Raw genomic sequence first — 15,613 nt, 5'->3', positions numbered from 1 at the left:
TCGACACGGCACATGGAAAAGAGATCCGACCCCGAAATCAACCGCGCTGGCGCACGGCCTCGAACAGGCTGACGCCCGCGGCGACGGAAACATTCAGGCTCTCGATCTCGCCCGGCATCGGGATCTTGACCAGGCCATCGCAGTTCTCGCGGGTCAGGCGGCGCAGGCCATCGGCCTCGCCACCCAGCACCAGGGCAATGTTGCCCTTCAGGTCCAGCTGGTAGAGCGAAGCGGTGGCTTCGCCGGCCAGGCCGTAGATCCACACGCCCTGCTTCTGCAGGTCCTTCAGGCAACGCGACAGGTTGGTCACCGCCACCACCGGGATCAGATCGGCGGCACCGGCCGAAGTCTTGCGCACGGTCGCGTTCACCGTGGCCGACTTGTCCTTGGGGATGATCACGGCAGTGGCGCCTGCGGCAGCCGCCGAGCGCAGGCAAGCGCCAAGGTTGTGCGGGTCCTGCACTTCGTCCAGCACCAGCAGCAGGGCCTTGCCCTCGGCTGCGGTGACCAGGCCCTCCAGCTCGTTCTCGCTGTAAGTGCGGGCGGCGGCATAGCGCGCGGCCACGCCCTGGTGGCGTACCGAACCGCCGACACCGTCCAGCGCCTGGCTGTTCACCTTGCGCACGTCGATGCCCTTGCGGCGGGCGTTTTCCTCGATCTCGGTCAGGCGCGGGTTCTTCGCACCGGCCTCGACCAGCACTTCGCGGACGTTCTCGGCGTCGTTCTCGATGGAGGAGGCGACGGCGTTGACGCCGACGATCCACTGGCTGTTCTTGCTCATGCGGGCGGGGACCGGAAAGGGGGTGGCTATGGTAGAGCATCGGCGGGCCGGGCGCTGCGGCGGGGCCCCTGTTGAGCCGAGCCTGCGCTCGCTGCCGGGCTGAGGCCGCGGCGACCTGCCAGCCGAGCCTGGGCTCGGCGCTACAGGGGCGTTACCGGCTGCGCGGCGGCCAGTGCGGCGTGTCGTGGTCCGGGTGCTGATGGGACACGATGGTGGCCAGGAACTCCAGCGCCGCGATGTCTTCCTCGGTACGACGGGCCGGCAGGCTGGCCAGCGTATCGACGAACGGCAGCTTGCGCTCGACCCCGTACTGGATCGTCGGCGGCAGGCGCTCGGGTTCGTCAAAGGCGCCGGCCGCCACCGCCACGCCGTCCGGCGCCTCGTAGCTCAGCGGCGTACCGCAGTCGGCACAGAAGCCCCGGCGCACCACGTTGGAGGACTGGAAATAGCGCGGCTGGCCACGGGTCCAGCTGAACTGCACGCCACGCACCGACACCAGCGGTGCGTAGTAGGCACCGAAGGCCTTCTGGCACATCCGGCAATGACAGATCGAACTGTCGGTCAGCGCGCCACGCACCTGGAAGCGGATCGCGCCGCACTGGCAGCCGCCACTGTATTCGGGTTGGCCTTGCATGCGATGTCTCCTGGTGGTGCCGGCCGCTGGCCGGCAACCCGTCGGTGCCGAGGGTGCCATGGATGCCGGCCAGCGGCCGGCACTACCACGGTCATCAGTATTTCTCTTTCTTCCGCTTGGCCGGCTTGCCACGCTCCGGCAGCGGCGGCAGGCCATCGCCTTCGTCCTCGCCCTTGTGTTCGACCAGGCGGAAGTCGATCTTGCGCTCTTCCATGCTGGCCTTCAGTACCAGGATCCGCACGCGGTCACCCAGCCGGTAGCTGCTGCCGCGGCGCTCGCCGGTCAGCGTCTTGCGCGTGGCGTCGAACTTGTAATAGTCCTGCGGCAGCTGGGTCACGTGCACCAGGCCCTGCACCTTCGACTCATCCAGCTCCACGAACAGGCCGAAGCTGGTCACGCCGCTGATCACGCCATCGAACTGGCCACCCACGTGCTTTTCCATCCACGCCGCGCGGTAACGTTCGTCGACCTCGCGCTCGGCTTCATCGGCACGGCGCTCGCGCTCGGAGCACTGCAGCGCCAGCGCGGCCATTTCGCGCGCGTTGTAGGTGAACTTGTCCAGCGGCTTGCCGGACAGCGCGTGCTTGATCGCGCGGTGTACCAGCAGGTCGGGGTAACGGCGGATCGGCGAGGTGAAGTGCGCGTACGCCTCCAGCGCCAGGCCGAAGTGACCGTGGTTCTCCGGGCTGTAGATCGCCAGGCTCTGACTGCGCAGCAGCACCGATTCCAGCAGCGTGGCATCGGGGCGGTCTCGGATCTTCTTCAGCAGCTTGGTGTAATCGCCCGGGCGCACCTTCGACCACGGCGGCAGGCTCAGCTTGAACTCCTTGAGGAATTCCAGCAGGTCGGCGTACTTGGTTTCCGGCGGCTTCTCGTGGATGCGGTACGGGGCCGGCACATGGCGCGACAGCAGGTACTTCGCCGCCTCCACATTGGCCGCGATCATGCATTCCTCGATCAGCTTGTGCGCGTCATTGCGCACCAGCATGCCGGCCTGGGTCACTTCACCGCGGTTGTCCAGCACGAAGCGCACTTCGCTGCTTTCGAACTCGATGGCGCCACGCTTGGCACGCGCCTTGGACAGGACCTTGTACAGCTGGTGCAGGCGCTGCACCTGCGGCAGCAGGTCGCCCATCCAGGCCTTGGTATCGGCATCGTCCTCACCCACCGCCTTCCACACCTGGGTGTAGGTCAGGCGCGCATGCGAGTTCATCACCGCTTCGTAGAAGCGCGAATGCGTGACCAGACCGTCGCGGTCGATCTGCATGTCGCAGACGAAGCACATGCGGTCGACCTTCGGCATCAGCGAACAGATGCCGTTGGAGAGCGTCTCCGGCAGCATCGGCACCACGAAGCCCGGGAAGTACACCGAGGTGGCACGCTTCTGCGCCTCTTCGTCCAGTGGCGTGCCGGGCCGGACGTAGTTGGAGACATCGGCAATCGCCACCACCAGCCGGAAGCCATCGGCGTTCGGCTCGCAGTACACCGCGTCGTCGAAGTCCTTGGCATCTTCACCGTCGATGGTGACCAGCGGCATGCTGCGCAGGTCCACGCGGTCGCCGATCATCGCCGGCTCGACCACCAGCGGCACTGAGGCGGCTTCGTCCAGCACTTCCTGCGGGAACTCGAACGGCAGTTCATGGCCGTGGATGGCGGTCTCCACCACCAGCGAGGCGGTCAGCTTGTCGCCGAGCACGGCGATGATGCGGCCGATCGGCGGGCGACGGCTGTCCGGCGCCTGGGTCAGTTCGCAGACCACCAGCTGGCCGTCGCGCGCACCACCGGTCTGGTCCGGCGGCACCTGCACGTTGCGCTGCACGCGCTTGTCGTCAGGCACCACGTAGTTGATGCCCATCTCGATGCTGAAGCGACCGATCAGGCGGGTCATGCCGCGCTCCAGCACGCGGGCGATGCTGCCTTCGCGGCGGCCACGGTGGTCGATGCCGGTCACGCGGGCCAGCACCTTGTCGCCGTGCATGACCTTGCGCATTTCATACGGCGGCAGGAACAGGTCGTCGCCGCCCTCGACCGGGCGCAGGAAGCCGAACCCCTCCGGGTTGGCGATCACCACGCCGGTGACCAGGTTCAGGGTCTGGATCGGGGCGAAGCCGCCGCGGCGGTTCTGCACCAGCTGGCCGTCGCGGACCATGGCGCCGAGCCGGCGCGACAGTGCTTCGGCACGGTCCGGGGCGGTCAGGCCCAGGCGTGCGCCCAGTTCCTCTGCCGTCTGCGGCCCTTCGCAACGCTCCAGCAGGGCCAGGATGGCTTCGCGGCTGGCGATGGGCTGTTCGTACTTCTCTGCTTCGCGGGCGGCATAGGGATCGTCGATCACCTTGCCGGTCGGCGGCAACTTGCGGCCCGGGGCCGGGCCCGGTGCGTCGCTGCTGCGGACTTTGCGGCCACGCGGCGGTGCGCCGCCTTCATTCAATTCAGGGAACCAGCCCGGCAACGGCTTGCCCGGCTTGGTGGCGCGGGCCGTGCCCGCCTTGGCGCCCTTCTTCGGGGCCTGGCTGCGGGAGGTGCTCCCGCCCTTGCTTGGTTTTTTGGTAGTCATCGCCCTACATGGTAGCCGTTGACGGCGTGCAGAACGGGTCAGTGGCCGTCTTGAAGGCCTTGCGTGAAAAATATTCAGGAAGTCGTTGACAGCCTGCGGATTCATCTTCACAATTGCGCCTCTGGAACGCCCAGGTGGCGGAATTGGTAGACGCACTAGTTTCAGGTACTAGCGGGTAAAACCGTGGAGGTTCGAGTCCTCTCCTGGGCACCAACGAAAAAACTCCTCGCTTCGGCGGGGATTTTTTTTGCCTGCAATCCAGCAACGGGGCCGAATGCCTTTCCGAAGGAAAGCGCTCCGACCCCAAGCGAGTGAGATGGGGTCAGAGCCTGCTCCGCACGCGAAACGAGGTCCGACACCGGATCCAGAAAAAGTGTTGACACCCCCGTAACAACACCCCATAATCTCGCTCCTCGACGCCCAGGTGGCGGAATTGGTAGACGCACTAGTTTCAGGTACTAGCGGGTAAAACCGTGGAGGTTCGAGTCCTCTCCTGGGCACCACGTCGAGAATGAGAAAAACCCGCGAGAGCGGGTTTTTTCATGCCCGGAATCCGGCATCAGAGCAGCGGCCGCAGCACCAGTTCCAGCCCGAGCAACAGCAGGAAACCCAGGAAGCAGCCCCGGAACACCCGCGCACTGATGCGCTGCCGGATCACCTGCCCCAGCCACATGCCCAGCAATGCCGGCAGCACCGCCAGCGCACTCAGCCCCAGCTGCTGGATGCCGAATGCGCCGTGCAGCACCAGGCCGGCGGTCAGCGAAATCGTTGACACCGTGAACGCCAGCCCCAGCGCCTGCACCAGCTCCTCGCGCTGCAACCCCAGCGACTGCAGGTATGGCACCGCCGGCATCACGAACACGCCGGTGGCGCCGGTCACCACGCCCGACAACGCCCCCACCAGCGGCCCCAGCCAACGCTCGCGCCGCTGCTGCACGCGGAACACCGGCGCAAGCAACGCATAGGCGGCATAGACCACCAATGCCACGCCCAGCGCAACGCGCGACCAAGTGCGATCGACCCGCACCAGCAGCGCGGCCGAACCCAGCGTCACCACCACCACGGCCAGCATCATCGGCCACAAACGCCGCACGATGTGGCCCAGCGACGGCCCGGACAACAGCTGCCACGCATTGGTGACGAAAGTGGGAATGAACAGCATCGACGCTGCCGACACCGGCGACAGCGTGCTGCCCAGCAGCCCCATCGCCACCGTCGGCAACCCCATGCCAGTCACACCCTTGACCACACCGGCCAGCACGAACACCACCACCAGCAGCACGTAGAAGTACATCGATTCATTCATGCCTTCATTGGATCGGCCGGCCGCTCGGCGCACAATGCGGTGTTTCCGGCCTTGCCTTCGGCTGATCCGAAGGCGCAGCCGTTGCGATGAGGGCATCACATGCGGATGGATATCGCCGACCTGCGCCTGTTCCTGGCGATTGCCGAGGCGGGCAGCATCACGGCCGGCGCAGCGCAGGCAAACCTGGCACTGGCGTCGGCCAGCGAACGCCTGCGCACGATCGAAGCCGATGCCGGCACCGCGTTGGTGAACCGGCACCCCCGCGGCGTCAGCCTGACCGAAGCCGGCGCCGCCCTCGCCCACCATGCACGATTGATCCTGCAGCAGCAGGCGCAGCTGCGCGGTGAACTGCAGGCGTTCGCGCACGGCGCGCGCGGCACACTGCATCTGTATGCCAACACCGCAGCACTGACCAACTACCTGCCTTCGCGGCTGGCACCGTGGCTGGCCGAACGCCCGCGCCTGCACGTGGAACTGCTGGAGCGCACCAGCCCCGAAGTCGTGCGTGCGATCAACGCTGGCCAGGCCGAAGCCGGCATCATCAGTGATGCGGTCGACGCTGCCGGCCTGCAGCAGCACGTGGTCGCCGAAGATCCACTGGTGATGCTGCTGCCCGCGGAACACCGCTTCGCATCGCGGCGCAGCGTGGCCTTCGCCGATGTTGCCGGCGAGACCTTCGTCGCGCTGGCCGACGGCAATGCACTGCAGGCCTACATCGAAGACCAGGCACGCGACATCGGGCGACGCCTGGACGTGCGCATCCGCATGAAGACGTTCGAAGGCGTGTGCATCATGGTCGGCCACGGCATTGGTCTCGGCATCGTGCCGCGCACCATCGCCCGCCAGCATCGACGCAATACCCGTACTGTTGCGGTCCCGCTTGCAGATGCGTGGGCACAGCGCCGCCTGTGCGCCTGTTTCGCCGAATGGGCGCAGCTGTCACCGGCGATGCGCAGCCTGCTGCTTCACCTGGGCGTGCAGCCGCAGAAAAATGTGTGAAATGTTGTTGACACACTCTCTGCCGTCCCGCACAATTCATCTCCTGAGTCGCCCAGGTGGCGGAATTGGTAGACGCACTAGTTTCAGGTACTAGCGGGTAAAACCGTGGAGGTTCGAGTCCTCTCCTGGGCACCACGACTCAAGATGATCAAACCCGCGAAAGCGGGTTTTTTCGTTTCCGGGGTTTGGCGATCCTGGCATCGCAACCGCCACTCGGACTGTCGTATCTCGCACCGCCCGGGCGTCGTCTGCGGGTGCATACCTCCTCCGGGCGCGTCGTCACCAGACCTTGAACGGCCCCCTTTTGGGGCGCATTTCACGTTCCCCGTTCAATTCGTACTTTTCCTAGTCGAGATCCACCCGATTCCTTTTCGGTGGGAGGCAGATTTGCGGGAGCCGGCTGCGGGTGTATCGCCACGACCTGACCAGCGCCCCTCCTCTCCCCCAAAGGACGCACCAATGCAGCGCAGCATCATCTGCCCACACTGCCATACCGGCTCGAACCACGGCGTAAGCGTATGCGTGGGATGCCAGGCCGAGGTCCATTACGGCGCATCAAAGGAGGCCGTAATGCTTGTCTTTGTCGCCGCCATCATCTGCGGCGCACTTGTCGGCAGCCGATTTCAGGCCACTGCCGGCTGGCTCGCATGCGGCGCCGTACTTGCGGCGGGGATCTGGGCCATTTCCCGATTGTCTTCCGACCGGGTGGTGTTCAAACGCGTCTATCGCACGCGCTGAACCTGCGCCGTTGCACCACCCCGAGGGCAATGCCCGCGCGACCAGCGTCGCCCCAACAAAAACCCCGCCTCGCGGCGGGGTCAAAATACAGCACGGTGTTTCCAGGGAGTTTCAGTGCCCACCACCGGCGGCTGCACCCGCACCTGCGCCGAATGGCGGCTTGGCCAGCCACAGGAACGTGATGATCGCCAGGAAGATCCAGCCCAGCAGGAAGAAGATGTCGTTGAAGCCCATCTGCGATGCCTGGTGGTTGATCATGTTGTTCAGTACCGCTGCGCCGTGCTGCAGGTCGCCCTGCCCCATCGCCGCCACTTGGTCCTGCATGCCCGGCTGATAGGCCGAGATATGCTCGGTCAGGTCGGCATGGTGCACCTGGGTGCGCCGCGCCCACAGCCACGTCGTCAGCGACGCCGCGAAACTGCCACCCAGCGTACGCAGGAACGTGGCCAGGCCGGAGCCCGCCGCGATCTCGCGTCCATCCAGGTCCGACAGCAGGATCTGCAGCACCGGCATGAAGAACAGCGCGACGCCGATGCCCATGATCAGCTGTACGCCGGCCACGTGCATGTAGTCCACCTGCAGGTTGAAGTTCGATCGCAGGAAGCTGGTCATCGACAACACGATGAACGCGACCGTGGCCAGCATGCGCATATCGAAGCGCGACGCATACTTGCCCACGAACGGGGTCATGATCACCGGCAGGATGCCGATCGGTGCCGTCGCCAGGCCCGCCCAGATCGCGGTGTAGCCCATGTCACGCTGCAGCCACTGCGGGATCAGCAGCGCCACGCTGAAGAACGCCGCGTAGGCCACCACCATCGCCAGCGTACCGGCGCGGAAGTTGCGGTGCCGGAACAGCTTCAGGTCAACGATCGGATCCTTGTCGGTCAGCTCCCAGATCAGGAACACCGTCAGCGTCACCACCGCTACGCAAGCCAGCACCACGATCTTCATCGACGAGAACCAGTCCTCGTCGTTGCCCAGGTCGAGGACCAGCTGAAGCGCACCGACGCCGATCACCAGGGTGACCAGGCCGACGTAGTCCATCTTCGGCTTCTCGATCTGCTCCGGGCGCCCCTTCAGCTGGTTGCCCACCACCAGCGCGGCGAAGATGCCCAGCGGCACGTTGATCAGGAAGATCCACTCCCAGCTGTAGTTGTCGGTGATCCAGCCACCGAGGATCGGGCCACAGATCGGCGCAACCACCGTGATCATCGCCAGCAGTGCCAATGCCTGCCCGCGTTTCTCGCGCGGATAGATCGAGACCAGCAGCGACTGCGTGATCGGGTACATCGGGCCGGCCACGAAACCCTGCAGCGCACGCGACAGCACCAGCATGCCCATGCTCTGCGCCAGGCCGCACAGCAGCGAGGTGATGACAAAGGCCAGCGTGGCCCAGACGAACAGCTTGCGTTCGCCGAAACGGCGGCTGAGCCAGCCGGTCAGCGGCAGCGCGATGGCCGTGCTGACCGCGAACGAGGTGATGACCCAGGTCGCCTGCTGCGAACTGGCGCCGAGATTGCCGGCGATGGTCGGCAGCGAGACGTTGGCGATGGTGGTGTCGAGCACCTGCATGAACGAGGCCATCGCCAGGCCCACGGTGCACAGTGCGACGCTGGGCGGCAGGAACCCGGAGGCCGCACCCGGCGCCGCCGGTGCGCCCGGAGCGCCGGGCGCGGCTGGAGCTTGTGCGGACATGGCGACCTCAGCCCACCTTCGCCTGCTGCTGCGGCAGGTTGCCCTGGATGATCGTGTGGATCACCTCGTCGGCATCATGCAGCTGCTTGGCATACACGTCGGTGTCGAACACCGTGCCCTTGGCCGGAGTGCTCGGCAGCACTTCGCCCTTCTGGTCGCGCAGGCTCACTTCAGCCTTCATCGACAGGCCGATGCGCAGCGGGTGTTCGGCCAGCTGCTTGGCATCGATGGCGATGCGCACCGGCACGCGCTGCACGATCTTGATCCAGTTGCCGCTGGCGTTCTGCGCCGGCAGCAGCGAGAACGCGGAGCCGGTGCCCAGGCCAAGGCTCTGGATGCGGCCCTTGTACTTCACGTCACCGGCGTACAGGTCCGACTTCAGTTCCACTTCCTGGCCCAGGCGCATGTGGCGCAGCTGGGTTTCCTTGAAGTTGGCCTCGACCCACATCTGCTCGGTCGGCACCACGGCCATCAGGGCATTGCCCGGCTGCACGCGCTGGCCGACCTGCACCGAACGACGGGCGACGTAGCCGGTGACCGGCGCGACGATGCCGGCGCGGGCGTTGTTGAGGAAGGCCTGGCGCAGCTGCGCGGCAGCCGCCTGCACGTCCGGCTGGGTGGCGATCACGGTGTCGTCGACCAGCGCGCGGTTGCGCTCGACGGTCTCGCGCGAGCCGGCCACGGCCGCTTCGGCGGCAGCCAGCTCGTCACGGGCGTGGGCCAGTTCTTCGTTGGAGATGGCGCCGGTGGCGGCCAGGTCCTTGCGGCGGGCGAAGTCTTCGCGCACGCGCTTCAGGGTCACCTGGCGGGCGTTCAAGTCCGCCTGGGCGCCTTCCACGCTGCGGTACAGACCACGGGTCTGGCGCACCGTCTTGGCCAGGTTGGCTTCGGCCTGCTGCAGTGCCACCGCGGTGTCGGACGGGTCCAGCTGGACCAGCAGCTGGCCGCGCTCCACGCGCATGCCGTCATCGGCGTTGATGGCGACCACGGTACCGGCCACCAGCGGGGTGATCTGCACCTGGTTGCCCTGCACGTAGGCATCGTCGGTCTCTTCGAACCAACGGCCGAACATGAAGTACCACAGCGCCAGTGCGGCAAGCAGCAGCACGACGATCACGAACAGGCCGCGCAGCAGGTTGCCGCGGCGGTTGGGGGCGGCCGGGGCCGCGGTGTCTTGGGTCTGGCTCATGGCGGGCGTCTTCAGGAATGCGAGGAATCGGAATGGGAGGCGATCGGTGCGCGGTCGGCGTCAGCGGGCTGGAAACCACCGCCCAGCGCCTTGCTCAGGCGCACCGAGGACTGCACCTGCTGCGACTGCAGGCCGGCCAGCTGCTGCTGCGACTGCAGCAGGGTGGACTGCGCGGTCAGCACGTCCAGGTAGCTGCCGATGCCGGCGCGGTAACGCTGCTGGGCCAGGTCGAAGGCCGAGCGTGCGGTATCCACCGCCTGCTGCTGCGAGTGCGCCTGCTGCGCCAGCGAGCGCACCGCGTTGACCTGGTCGGCGACGTCGCGCAGTGCGTCGAGCACGGCCTGGTTGTAGTTGGCCACCGCCAGGTCGTACTGCGCATCGGTGTTGGCGAGGTTGGCGCGCAGCTTGCCGCCTTCGAAGATCGGCAGGCTCAGCGCCGGGCCGATGTAGGCGAAGGTGGAGCTGCTCTTCAGCAGGTCGCCCACGTTCGGGGCGACCACGCCGGCCAGCGCGGTCAGGTTGAAGCTCGGGTAGAACCTGGTCTTGGCAACCTTGATCTGCTTGTCGGCCGCTTCAACGCGCCAGCGTGCGGCAACGATGTCGGGGCGACGGCCCAGCAGTTCGCTGGGCAGCACGCCCGGCAGCTGCAGCGCCACCGGGTTCAGCGGCTGCGGGCGCTGGATCGACAGGCCACGGTCCGGGCCCTTGCCGACCAGCGCGGCCAGTGCGGTGCGAGCCGCGTCGATCCGCTGCTGTGCGGCCTGCACCTGCTGCTGCGCGGCCGGTACGCGGGCCTCGGCCTGGCGCACCTGCAGATCGCTGTCGATGCCGGCGCGGCGGCGCTGGCGGGTCAGTTCCAGCGACTTCTGCGAACGGGCCAGCTCTTCCTCGGCCACATCGTTGAGCTGCCAGGCGTAGGCCAGGTCGGCATAGGCCTGGGTGATGCCGGTGGACAGGTTCAGGCGTGCGGCCTGGGCCTCGACGGTGGCCGCATGCGCGCCGTCCACGGCCGCTTCCCAGGCGGCGCGCTTGCCGCCCCACAGGTCCACGCCATAGCTGAAGTCGAAGGCGACCTGGCTGCTGCCGGCGTAATGGCCACCGATCTCGCTGCCTGCCATCGACTCAGGCAGGCGCAGCCCGGTATAGCCACCGGACACCGACAGGCTGGGCAGCTCATCGGCACGTGCGGTGCCGACCTGGGCCTGGGCCTGGCGCAGGCGCGCGTCGGCGGCGTCCAGGCTCGGGTGGCCGGCCAGGCCCTCGGCGACCAGCGCGTCCAGCTGCGCATCGCCCAGCGCCTTCCACCAGTCCTGCGCCGGGAAGCCGGTGGCGCTGAGGTCGGTGTCGGCCAGGGTGCGTTCGCTGTGCAGGCTGTCCACGTCAAGCACGTGGCCCTGCGGGTTGAGGCCACGACTGCTGGCGCAGGCGGCCAGGGCCAGGGCCAGCGCTGACACCAGCAGCGCGCGCCCGGACCGGCGGAGAGTGGAATGCGGGATCGGGTTCATGGGGTCGTCAGGGAATCGCGGATTCGGGTAAGGAGGGACAGCAGCAGCGTGCGCTCGTCGGCGGAAAGATCACGCAGGGCGTAATCCATCACCGCGTCGCCGCGCAGCTTCAACCGCGCCCACAATGCGCGGCCTTCATCGGTCAGCACGATCTGCAGCGCACGCCGGTCCTGCGCATGCGGTTCGCGGCGGACGCAGCCCAGTGCCTCGAGCTTGTCCAGCAGGCGGGTGACTGCGCTGGGTACCTGGTCGATGGCCTGGGCCAGTTCGTTGGCCGTGCACGGGGCCATGTGCGAGAGCACCTTCAACCCGATGTAGTGGGTGAAGCCGATACCCAGGTCTTCTTCAGCCATGGACGCGTCGAGTTGCCGGACCAGGCCGTCGCGCACCTGGCGCAGCAGCAGGCCGAAACTGGGGGGAGTGGTTGCAGGACAGATCATGGGGGAGCATTCTCTTCCAAAAAAAATATTTCTCAATGGAAATATTCGATCTGGCATCGAATGCTGTGTTGCAGCAGTGGGCTGGATCAATGAAGGCGCCTACCTTAATGATCTGGTCAGGTGGCCCGGTAGTACAATTCAGCCAATGGATGACACATTTCAGCCAGCGGACATGATGAACAAGGCAGAAATTCCCGCTCCCAAGCGCCTGCTCAGGGACGACGCACTGGATTGGTTCGAGCGCAACGATGGCCCACCGGTGGTCGCTTTCCGCTTCGACAGCCCGCAGGGGCTGGTCCGGGAAGTGGACTGGCACCACCACCAGCGCGCCCAGCTGATCTGTGTCGAGCGTGGCCTGCTGACCACCCGCACCTCGCACGGGACGTGGTCGCTGGCGCCGGGTTCGGCCGGCTGGATGCCGCCGCTGGAGCCGCATACGGTGACCCTGGACGGTCCGCTGCGCGGTTGGGGCATGGCACTGGCCGCGCCGGCCTGCGCCACCCTGCCCGCCGATCCCTGCGTACTGGGCCTGTCCAAGCTGGCGCAGGCGCTGGCCGACCGCATCTGCGAATGGCCGCTGGGCTATGACACCACGCCCGAGCGCCAGCACATCATCGAGGTGCTGCTGGACGAGATCCGCACCGCGCCGCGCCAGCGCATGCACCTGCCGATGCCGCACGACCGGCGCCTGCTGAAGATCGCCTCGCAGCTGCTGGCCGACCCGTCCGACGAGCGCAGCCTGGCCGAATGGGCGCATTGGGCCGGCCTGTCGCCGCGCAGCCTGACCCGTCACTTCCGCGACGAGACCACGCTCAGCTTCGCCCAGTGGCGGCAACAGGCCCGCCTGTCCGAAGCCCTGCGCCAGCTGACCGATGGCCGCAGCGTGGCCGACATCGCCCATGCACTGGGCTTCAGCAGCGCCAGTGCCTTCGTCACCGTGTTCCGCCGCCACTTCGGGCTGCCACCGGGGCGCTATCTGGCGCGGGCCGGGCATGGCCTCGAAACCGGGCTGGACCCTGCACGTGGCTTGGCATCCCCCGCCGCATCCGGATAATCACAGGATTGCGAGCGGCGACCGCCGTCGCCGCCTCCCGACATAGGTAACAACGCCGCATGACCGAACTTGCCCGCCCCGTGTTCCACGGATTCGAACAACTGCCGCTGCGCGAGTACGCCGAACGCGCCTACCTCGACTACTCGATGTACGTGGTCCTGGACCGCGCCCTGCCGTTCATCGGCGACGGCCTGAAGCCGGTGCAGCGCCGCATCATCTATTCGATGAGCGAGCTGGGCCTGAATGCCGCGTCCAAGCCGAAGAAGTCCGCGCGCACCGTCGGTGACGTCATCGGTAAGTACCACCCGCACGGCGACAGCGCGTGCTACGAGGCGCTGGTGCTGATGGCGCAGCCGTTCTCGTACCGCTACCCGCTGATCGAGGGCCAGGGCAACTTCGGCTCCAGCGATGACCCGAAGTCGTTCGCGGCCATGCGTTACACCGAATCCAAGCTGACCCCGATCGCCGAAGTACTGCTGGGCGAACTGGGCCAGGGCACCACCGACTGGGCACCGAACTTCGACGGCACCCTGCAGGAACCGACCTGGATGCCAGCGCGGCTGCCGCACCTGCTGCTGAACGGCACCACCGGCATCGCCGTGGGCATGGCCACCGACGTGCCGCCGCACAATCTCAACGAGATCGTCAGCGCACTGCTGCACCTGCTGGACAACCCCGATGCGACTGTGCGCGACCTGTGCGAGCACGTGCAGGGCCCGGACTACCCGTCCAGCGCCGAGATCATCACCGCCGCCAACGATCTGCGGAACATCTACGAGACCGGCAACGGCAGCGTGCGTGCGCGTGCGACCTTCAACAAGGAAGCCAACAACATCGTGGTGACGGCGCTGCCGTTCCAGGTGTCGCCGTCGAAGGTGATCGAGCAGATCGCCGCGCAGATGCGCGCCAAGAAGCTGCCGTGGCTGGAAGACATCCGCGACGAATCCGACCACGCCAACCCGGTGCGCGTGGTGCTGGTGCCACGTTCCAACCGCGTCGACGCCGACCAGCTGATGGGCCACCTGTTCGCGACAACGGACCTGGAGCGCAGTTACCGCGTCAACCTCAACGTGATCGGGCTGGACGGCCGACCGCAGGTGAAGAACCTGAAGATGCTGCTCAGCGAATGGCTGACCTTCCGCAGCAACACCGTCACCCGCCGCCTGCAGCACCGCCTGCAGAAGGTCGAGCGCCGCCTGCACCTGCTGGAAGGCCTGCTGGTCGCCTTCCTCAACCTGGACGAGGTGATCCACATCATCCGTACCGAGGACGAACCGAAGGCGGCGCTGATCGCGCGCTTCGGCCTGTCCGAGGAACAGGCCGAGTACATCCTGGAAACCAAGCTGAAGCAGCTGGCCCGCCTGGAAGAGATGAAGATCCGCGGCGAGCAGGACGAGCTGGCCAAGGAACGCGAGAAGATCCTCGGCATCCTCGACAGCAAGGCCAAGCTGAAGAAGCTGATCCGCGACGAACTGACGGCCGACGCCAAGAAGTTCGGCGACGCGCGCCGTTCGCCGCTGGTGCAGCGCCAGGCCGCGCAGGCCATCGACGAGACCGAGCTGGTGCCGAGCGAGCCGATGACCGTGGTGCTGTCGGAAAAGGGCTGGATCCGTGCCGCCAAGGGCCACGACGTCGATGCGTCCGCCCTCTCCTACCGCGACGGTGATGCCCTGCAGGGCGCGGTGCGTGCGCGCAGCACCCAGCAGGTCGCGTTCCTCGACAGCGAGGGCCGCGCCTACTCGACGCCGGTGCACACCCTGCCCTCCGCGCGTGGCAACGGTGAACCGCTGACCGGCCGCTTCTCGCCGGCACCGGGCACCAGCTTCGTGACCCTGGCCAGTGCCGAGCCGGATGCCCGCTTCGTGCTGGCCTCCAGCCATGGCTACGGCTTCGTCACCCGCTTCGAGAACCTGATCGGTCGCAACAAGGCCGGCAAGGCGATGCTGAACCTGTCGTCCGGCTCGTCGGTGCTCACCCCGTCGATGGTCGCCAACGTGGCCACCGACCGCATCGTGGCGGTGACCAGTTCCGGCAACCTGCTGGCGATCGCCGCCAACGACCTGCCGGAACTGGACAAGGGCAAGGGCAACAAGATCATCGAGATCCCGAAGGCCAAGCTCGCCACTGAACGCGTGGTCGCCATCGTGGCGATCAGCCCGGGGCAGACCCTGCAGGTGCGCAGCGGTCAGCGCACGATGGGGCTGAAGTTCAACGAGCTCGACGCCTACCTCGGCGCCCGCGCCACCCGCGGCCACCTGCTGCCGCGCGGCTGGCAGAAGGTGGAAGGGTTGTCGGTGGAATAAGGGCTTGGGCCCTGCCCCTGGTGGGTGTCAACCTTGGTTGAGGTGGGTGTCAACCTTGGTTGACACGCATTACCCCCGGCAAACGCCAACCTCGGTTGGCGTTTTCGATCCCAATGGGGTCAGAGCCGTTTTCGCTGAAAACGGATCCGACCCCGGACACGAAAAAGCCGGGGAATTCCCCGGCTTTTTCGTTGTCGGCTGGCGGGCGGTGGAGCAGCTGGCTGGCGAAGGCTGGCTGTGCGATGCTCCGGTGCTGGCGGGCGACAGAACGCTGTGCTGCTGGTAGAGCCGACCGCTGGTCGGCTGCTCTTTTGCTCCTGGTAGAGCCGACTGTCAGTCGGCTGCTCTACCGAAAAGCAGCCGACCAGCGGTCGGCTCTACCGGGTGGTCGCCGGGAATTGCCCGGCGCCAC

12 protein-coding genes and 3 tRNA genes are annotated in these 15,613 nt (G+C 66.8%); 7 read left to right on the top strand and 8 right to left on the bottom strand.

The features are described 5' to 3' along the window. Nucleotides 1-37 precede the first annotated feature (37 nt). The 3 genes from rlmB to rnr all read right to left on the bottom strand — a co-directional run bounded on the left by rlmB (nucleotide 38) and on the right by rnr (nucleotide 3,969). Nucleotides 38-781: a 23S rRNA (guanosine(2251)-2'-O)-methyltransferase RlmB gene (gene rlmB, locus Q9Q79_RS06835; protein WP_005408775.1), complete on the bottom strand. Its 744-nt coding sequence runs from the start codon at nucleotides 779-781 to the stop codon at nucleotides 38-40. Between the two features lie 151 nt (nucleotides 782-932). Further along, on the bottom strand, nucleotides 933-1,415 hold the full coding sequence (locus tag Q9Q79_RS06830) for a GFA family protein (RefSeq protein ID WP_005408774.1): 483 nt from the start codon (nucleotides 1,413-1,415) through the stop codon (nucleotides 933-935). Nucleotides 1,416-1,509: 94 nt separating this feature from the next. Beyond that, nucleotides 1,510-3,969, bottom strand: a complete 2,460-nt coding sequence (gene rnr / locus Q9Q79_RS06825; RefSeq protein ID WP_005408773.1) for a ribonuclease R — start codon at nucleotides 3,967-3,969, stop codon at nucleotides 1,510-1,512. A gap of 128 nt (nucleotides 3,970-4,097) precedes the next feature. On the opposite strand from rnr, the gene Q9Q79_RS06820 reads away from it, so the two are divergent. Both Q9Q79_RS06820 and Q9Q79_RS06815 read left to right on the top strand, forming a co-directional pair. Then, nucleotides 4,098-4,182: transfer RNA gene (locus tag Q9Q79_RS06820), tRNA-Leu, on the top strand. 205 nt (nucleotides 4,183-4,387) lie between these two features. Further along, nucleotides 4,388-4,472: transfer RNA gene (locus Q9Q79_RS06815), tRNA-Leu, on the top strand. Between the two features lie 56 nt (nucleotides 4,473-4,528). Here the strand turns inward: Q9Q79_RS06815 and Q9Q79_RS06810 are convergent. After that, nucleotides 4,529-5,275, bottom strand: coding sequence for a sulfite exporter TauE/SafE family protein (locus Q9Q79_RS06810; protein WP_123958369.1), 747 nt, complete (start codon nucleotides 5,273-5,275; stop codon nucleotides 4,529-4,531). Between the two features lie 99 nt (nucleotides 5,276-5,374). On the opposite strand from Q9Q79_RS06810, the gene Q9Q79_RS06805 reads away from it, so the two are divergent. From Q9Q79_RS06805 to Q9Q79_RS06795, 3 genes are all read left to right on the top strand, one after another. Beyond that, the gene (locus Q9Q79_RS06805) at nucleotides 5,375-6,274 is read left to right on the top strand and encodes a LysR family transcriptional regulator (protein ID WP_201863799.1); all 900 of its coding nucleotides are present in this window, start codon (nucleotides 5,375-5,377) and stop codon (nucleotides 6,272-6,274) included. Between the two features lie 50 nt (nucleotides 6,275-6,324). Continuing rightward, nucleotides 6,325-6,409: transfer RNA gene (locus Q9Q79_RS06800), tRNA-Leu, on the top strand. 324 nt (nucleotides 6,410-6,733) lie between these two features. Further along, on the top strand, nucleotides 6,734-7,012 hold the full coding sequence (locus Q9Q79_RS06795; protein WP_049395927.1) for a hypothetical protein: 279 nt from the start codon (nucleotides 6,734-6,736) through the stop codon (nucleotides 7,010-7,012). A 111-nt stretch (nucleotides 7,013-7,123) separates the two neighbouring features. Here the strand turns inward: Q9Q79_RS06795 and emrB are convergent, their stop codons facing one another. From emrB to emrR, 4 genes are read right to left on the bottom strand one after another with little or no spacing between them, the layout of a single operon-like run. After that, nucleotides 7,124-8,710 (bottom strand): multidrug efflux MFS transporter permease subunit EmrB, encoded by a 1,587-nt coding sequence (gene emrB / locus Q9Q79_RS06790; protein WP_032966542.1) that lies wholly within the window; start codon nucleotides 8,708-8,710, stop codon nucleotides 7,124-7,126. Between the two features lie 7 nt (nucleotides 8,711-8,717). After that, nucleotides 8,718-9,899 (bottom strand): multidrug efflux MFS transporter periplasmic adaptor subunit EmrA, encoded by a 1,182-nt coding sequence (gene emrA, locus Q9Q79_RS06785; protein ID WP_005408768.1) that lies wholly within the window; start codon nucleotides 9,897-9,899, stop codon nucleotides 8,718-8,720. Nucleotides 9,900-9,910: 11 nt separating this feature from the next. Beyond that, nucleotides 9,911-11,404 (bottom strand): multidrug efflux transporter outer membrane subunit EmrC, encoded by a 1,494-nt coding sequence (gene emrC, locus Q9Q79_RS06780; protein WP_033834101.1) that lies wholly within the window; start codon nucleotides 11,402-11,404, stop codon nucleotides 9,911-9,913. Further along, the gene (gene emrR, locus Q9Q79_RS06775; protein WP_005408766.1) at nucleotides 11,401-11,844 is read right to left on the bottom strand and encodes a multidrug efflux system transcriptional regulator EmrR; all 444 of its coding nucleotides are present in this window, start codon (nucleotides 11,842-11,844) and stop codon (nucleotides 11,401-11,403) included. The genes emrC and emrR overlap by 4 nt, the downstream gene beginning before the upstream one ends. A gap of 172 nt (nucleotides 11,845-12,016) precedes the next feature. On the opposite strand from emrR, the gene Q9Q79_RS06770 reads away from it, so the two are divergent. Together Q9Q79_RS06770 and parC are read left to right on the top strand one after the other, a co-directional pair. Then, the gene (locus Q9Q79_RS06770) at nucleotides 12,017-12,898 is read left to right on the top strand and encodes a helix-turn-helix transcriptional regulator (RefSeq protein WP_005408765.1); all 882 of its coding nucleotides are present in this window, start codon (nucleotides 12,017-12,019) and stop codon (nucleotides 12,896-12,898) included. Nucleotides 12,899-12,957: 59 nt separating this feature from the next. Continuing rightward, a complete protein-coding gene (gene parC, locus Q9Q79_RS06765; RefSeq protein WP_024957854.1) occupies nucleotides 12,958-15,201 on the top strand; it encodes a DNA topoisomerase IV subunit A in 2,244 nt (747 codons plus the stop codon). Nucleotides 15,202-15,613: the final 412 nt, after the last annotated feature.

The sequence above is a fragment of the Stenotrophomonas sp. a6 genome (assembly GCF_030913325.1).
Lineage (GTDB): Bacteria > Pseudomonadota > Gammaproteobacteria > Xanthomonadales > Xanthomonadaceae > Stenotrophomonas > Stenotrophomonas maltophilia.
The sequence above is the reverse complement of the archived record's forward strand: the minus strand, read 5'-3'. Positions and strand labels throughout refer to the sequence as shown.

Bases quoted from the DNA above. Each gene is read 5' to 3' on its own strand.
- rlmB (WP_005408775.1), bottom strand. From the start codon at position 781: ATGAGCAAGAACAGCCAGTGGATCGTCGGCGTCAACGCCGTCGCCTCC.
- emrC (WP_033834101.1), bottom strand. From the start codon at position 11,404: ATGAACCCGATCCCGCATTCCACTCTCCGCCGGTCCGGGCGCGCGCTG.
- Q9Q79_RS06770 (WP_005408765.1), top strand. From the start codon at position 12,017: ATGATGAACAAGGCAGAAATTCCCGCTCCCAAGCGCCTGCTCAGGGAC.
- rnr (WP_005408773.1), bottom strand. From the start codon at position 3,969: ATGACTACCAAAAAACCAAGCAAGGGCGGGAGCACCTCCCGCAGCCAG.
- emrA (WP_005408768.1), bottom strand. From the start codon at position 9,899: ATGAGCCAGACCCAAGACACCGCGGCCCCGGCCGCCCCCAACCGCCGC.
- parC (WP_024957854.1), top strand. From the start codon at position 12,958: ATGACCGAACTTGCCCGCCCCGTGTTCCACGGATTCGAACAACTGCCG.
- emrR (WP_005408766.1), bottom strand. From the start codon at position 11,844: ATGATCTGTCCTGCAACCACTCCCCCCAGTTTCGGCCTGCTGCTGCGC.
- Q9Q79_RS06830 (WP_005408774.1), bottom strand. From the start codon at position 1,415: ATGCAAGGCCAACCCGAATACAGTGGCGGCTGCCAGTGCGGCGCGATC.
- emrB (WP_032966542.1), bottom strand. From the start codon at position 8,710: ATGTCCGCACAAGCTCCAGCCGCGCCCGGCGCTCCGGGCGCACCGGCG.
- Q9Q79_RS06805 (WP_201863799.1), top strand. From the start codon at position 5,375: ATGCGGATGGATATCGCCGACCTGCGCCTGTTCCTGGCGATTGCCGAG.
- Q9Q79_RS06795 (WP_049395927.1), top strand. From the start codon at position 6,734: ATGCAGCGCAGCATCATCTGCCCACACTGCCATACCGGCTCGAACCAC.
- Q9Q79_RS06810 (WP_123958369.1), bottom strand. From the start codon at position 5,275: ATGAATGAATCGATGTACTTCTACGTGCTGCTGGTGGTGGTGTTCGTG.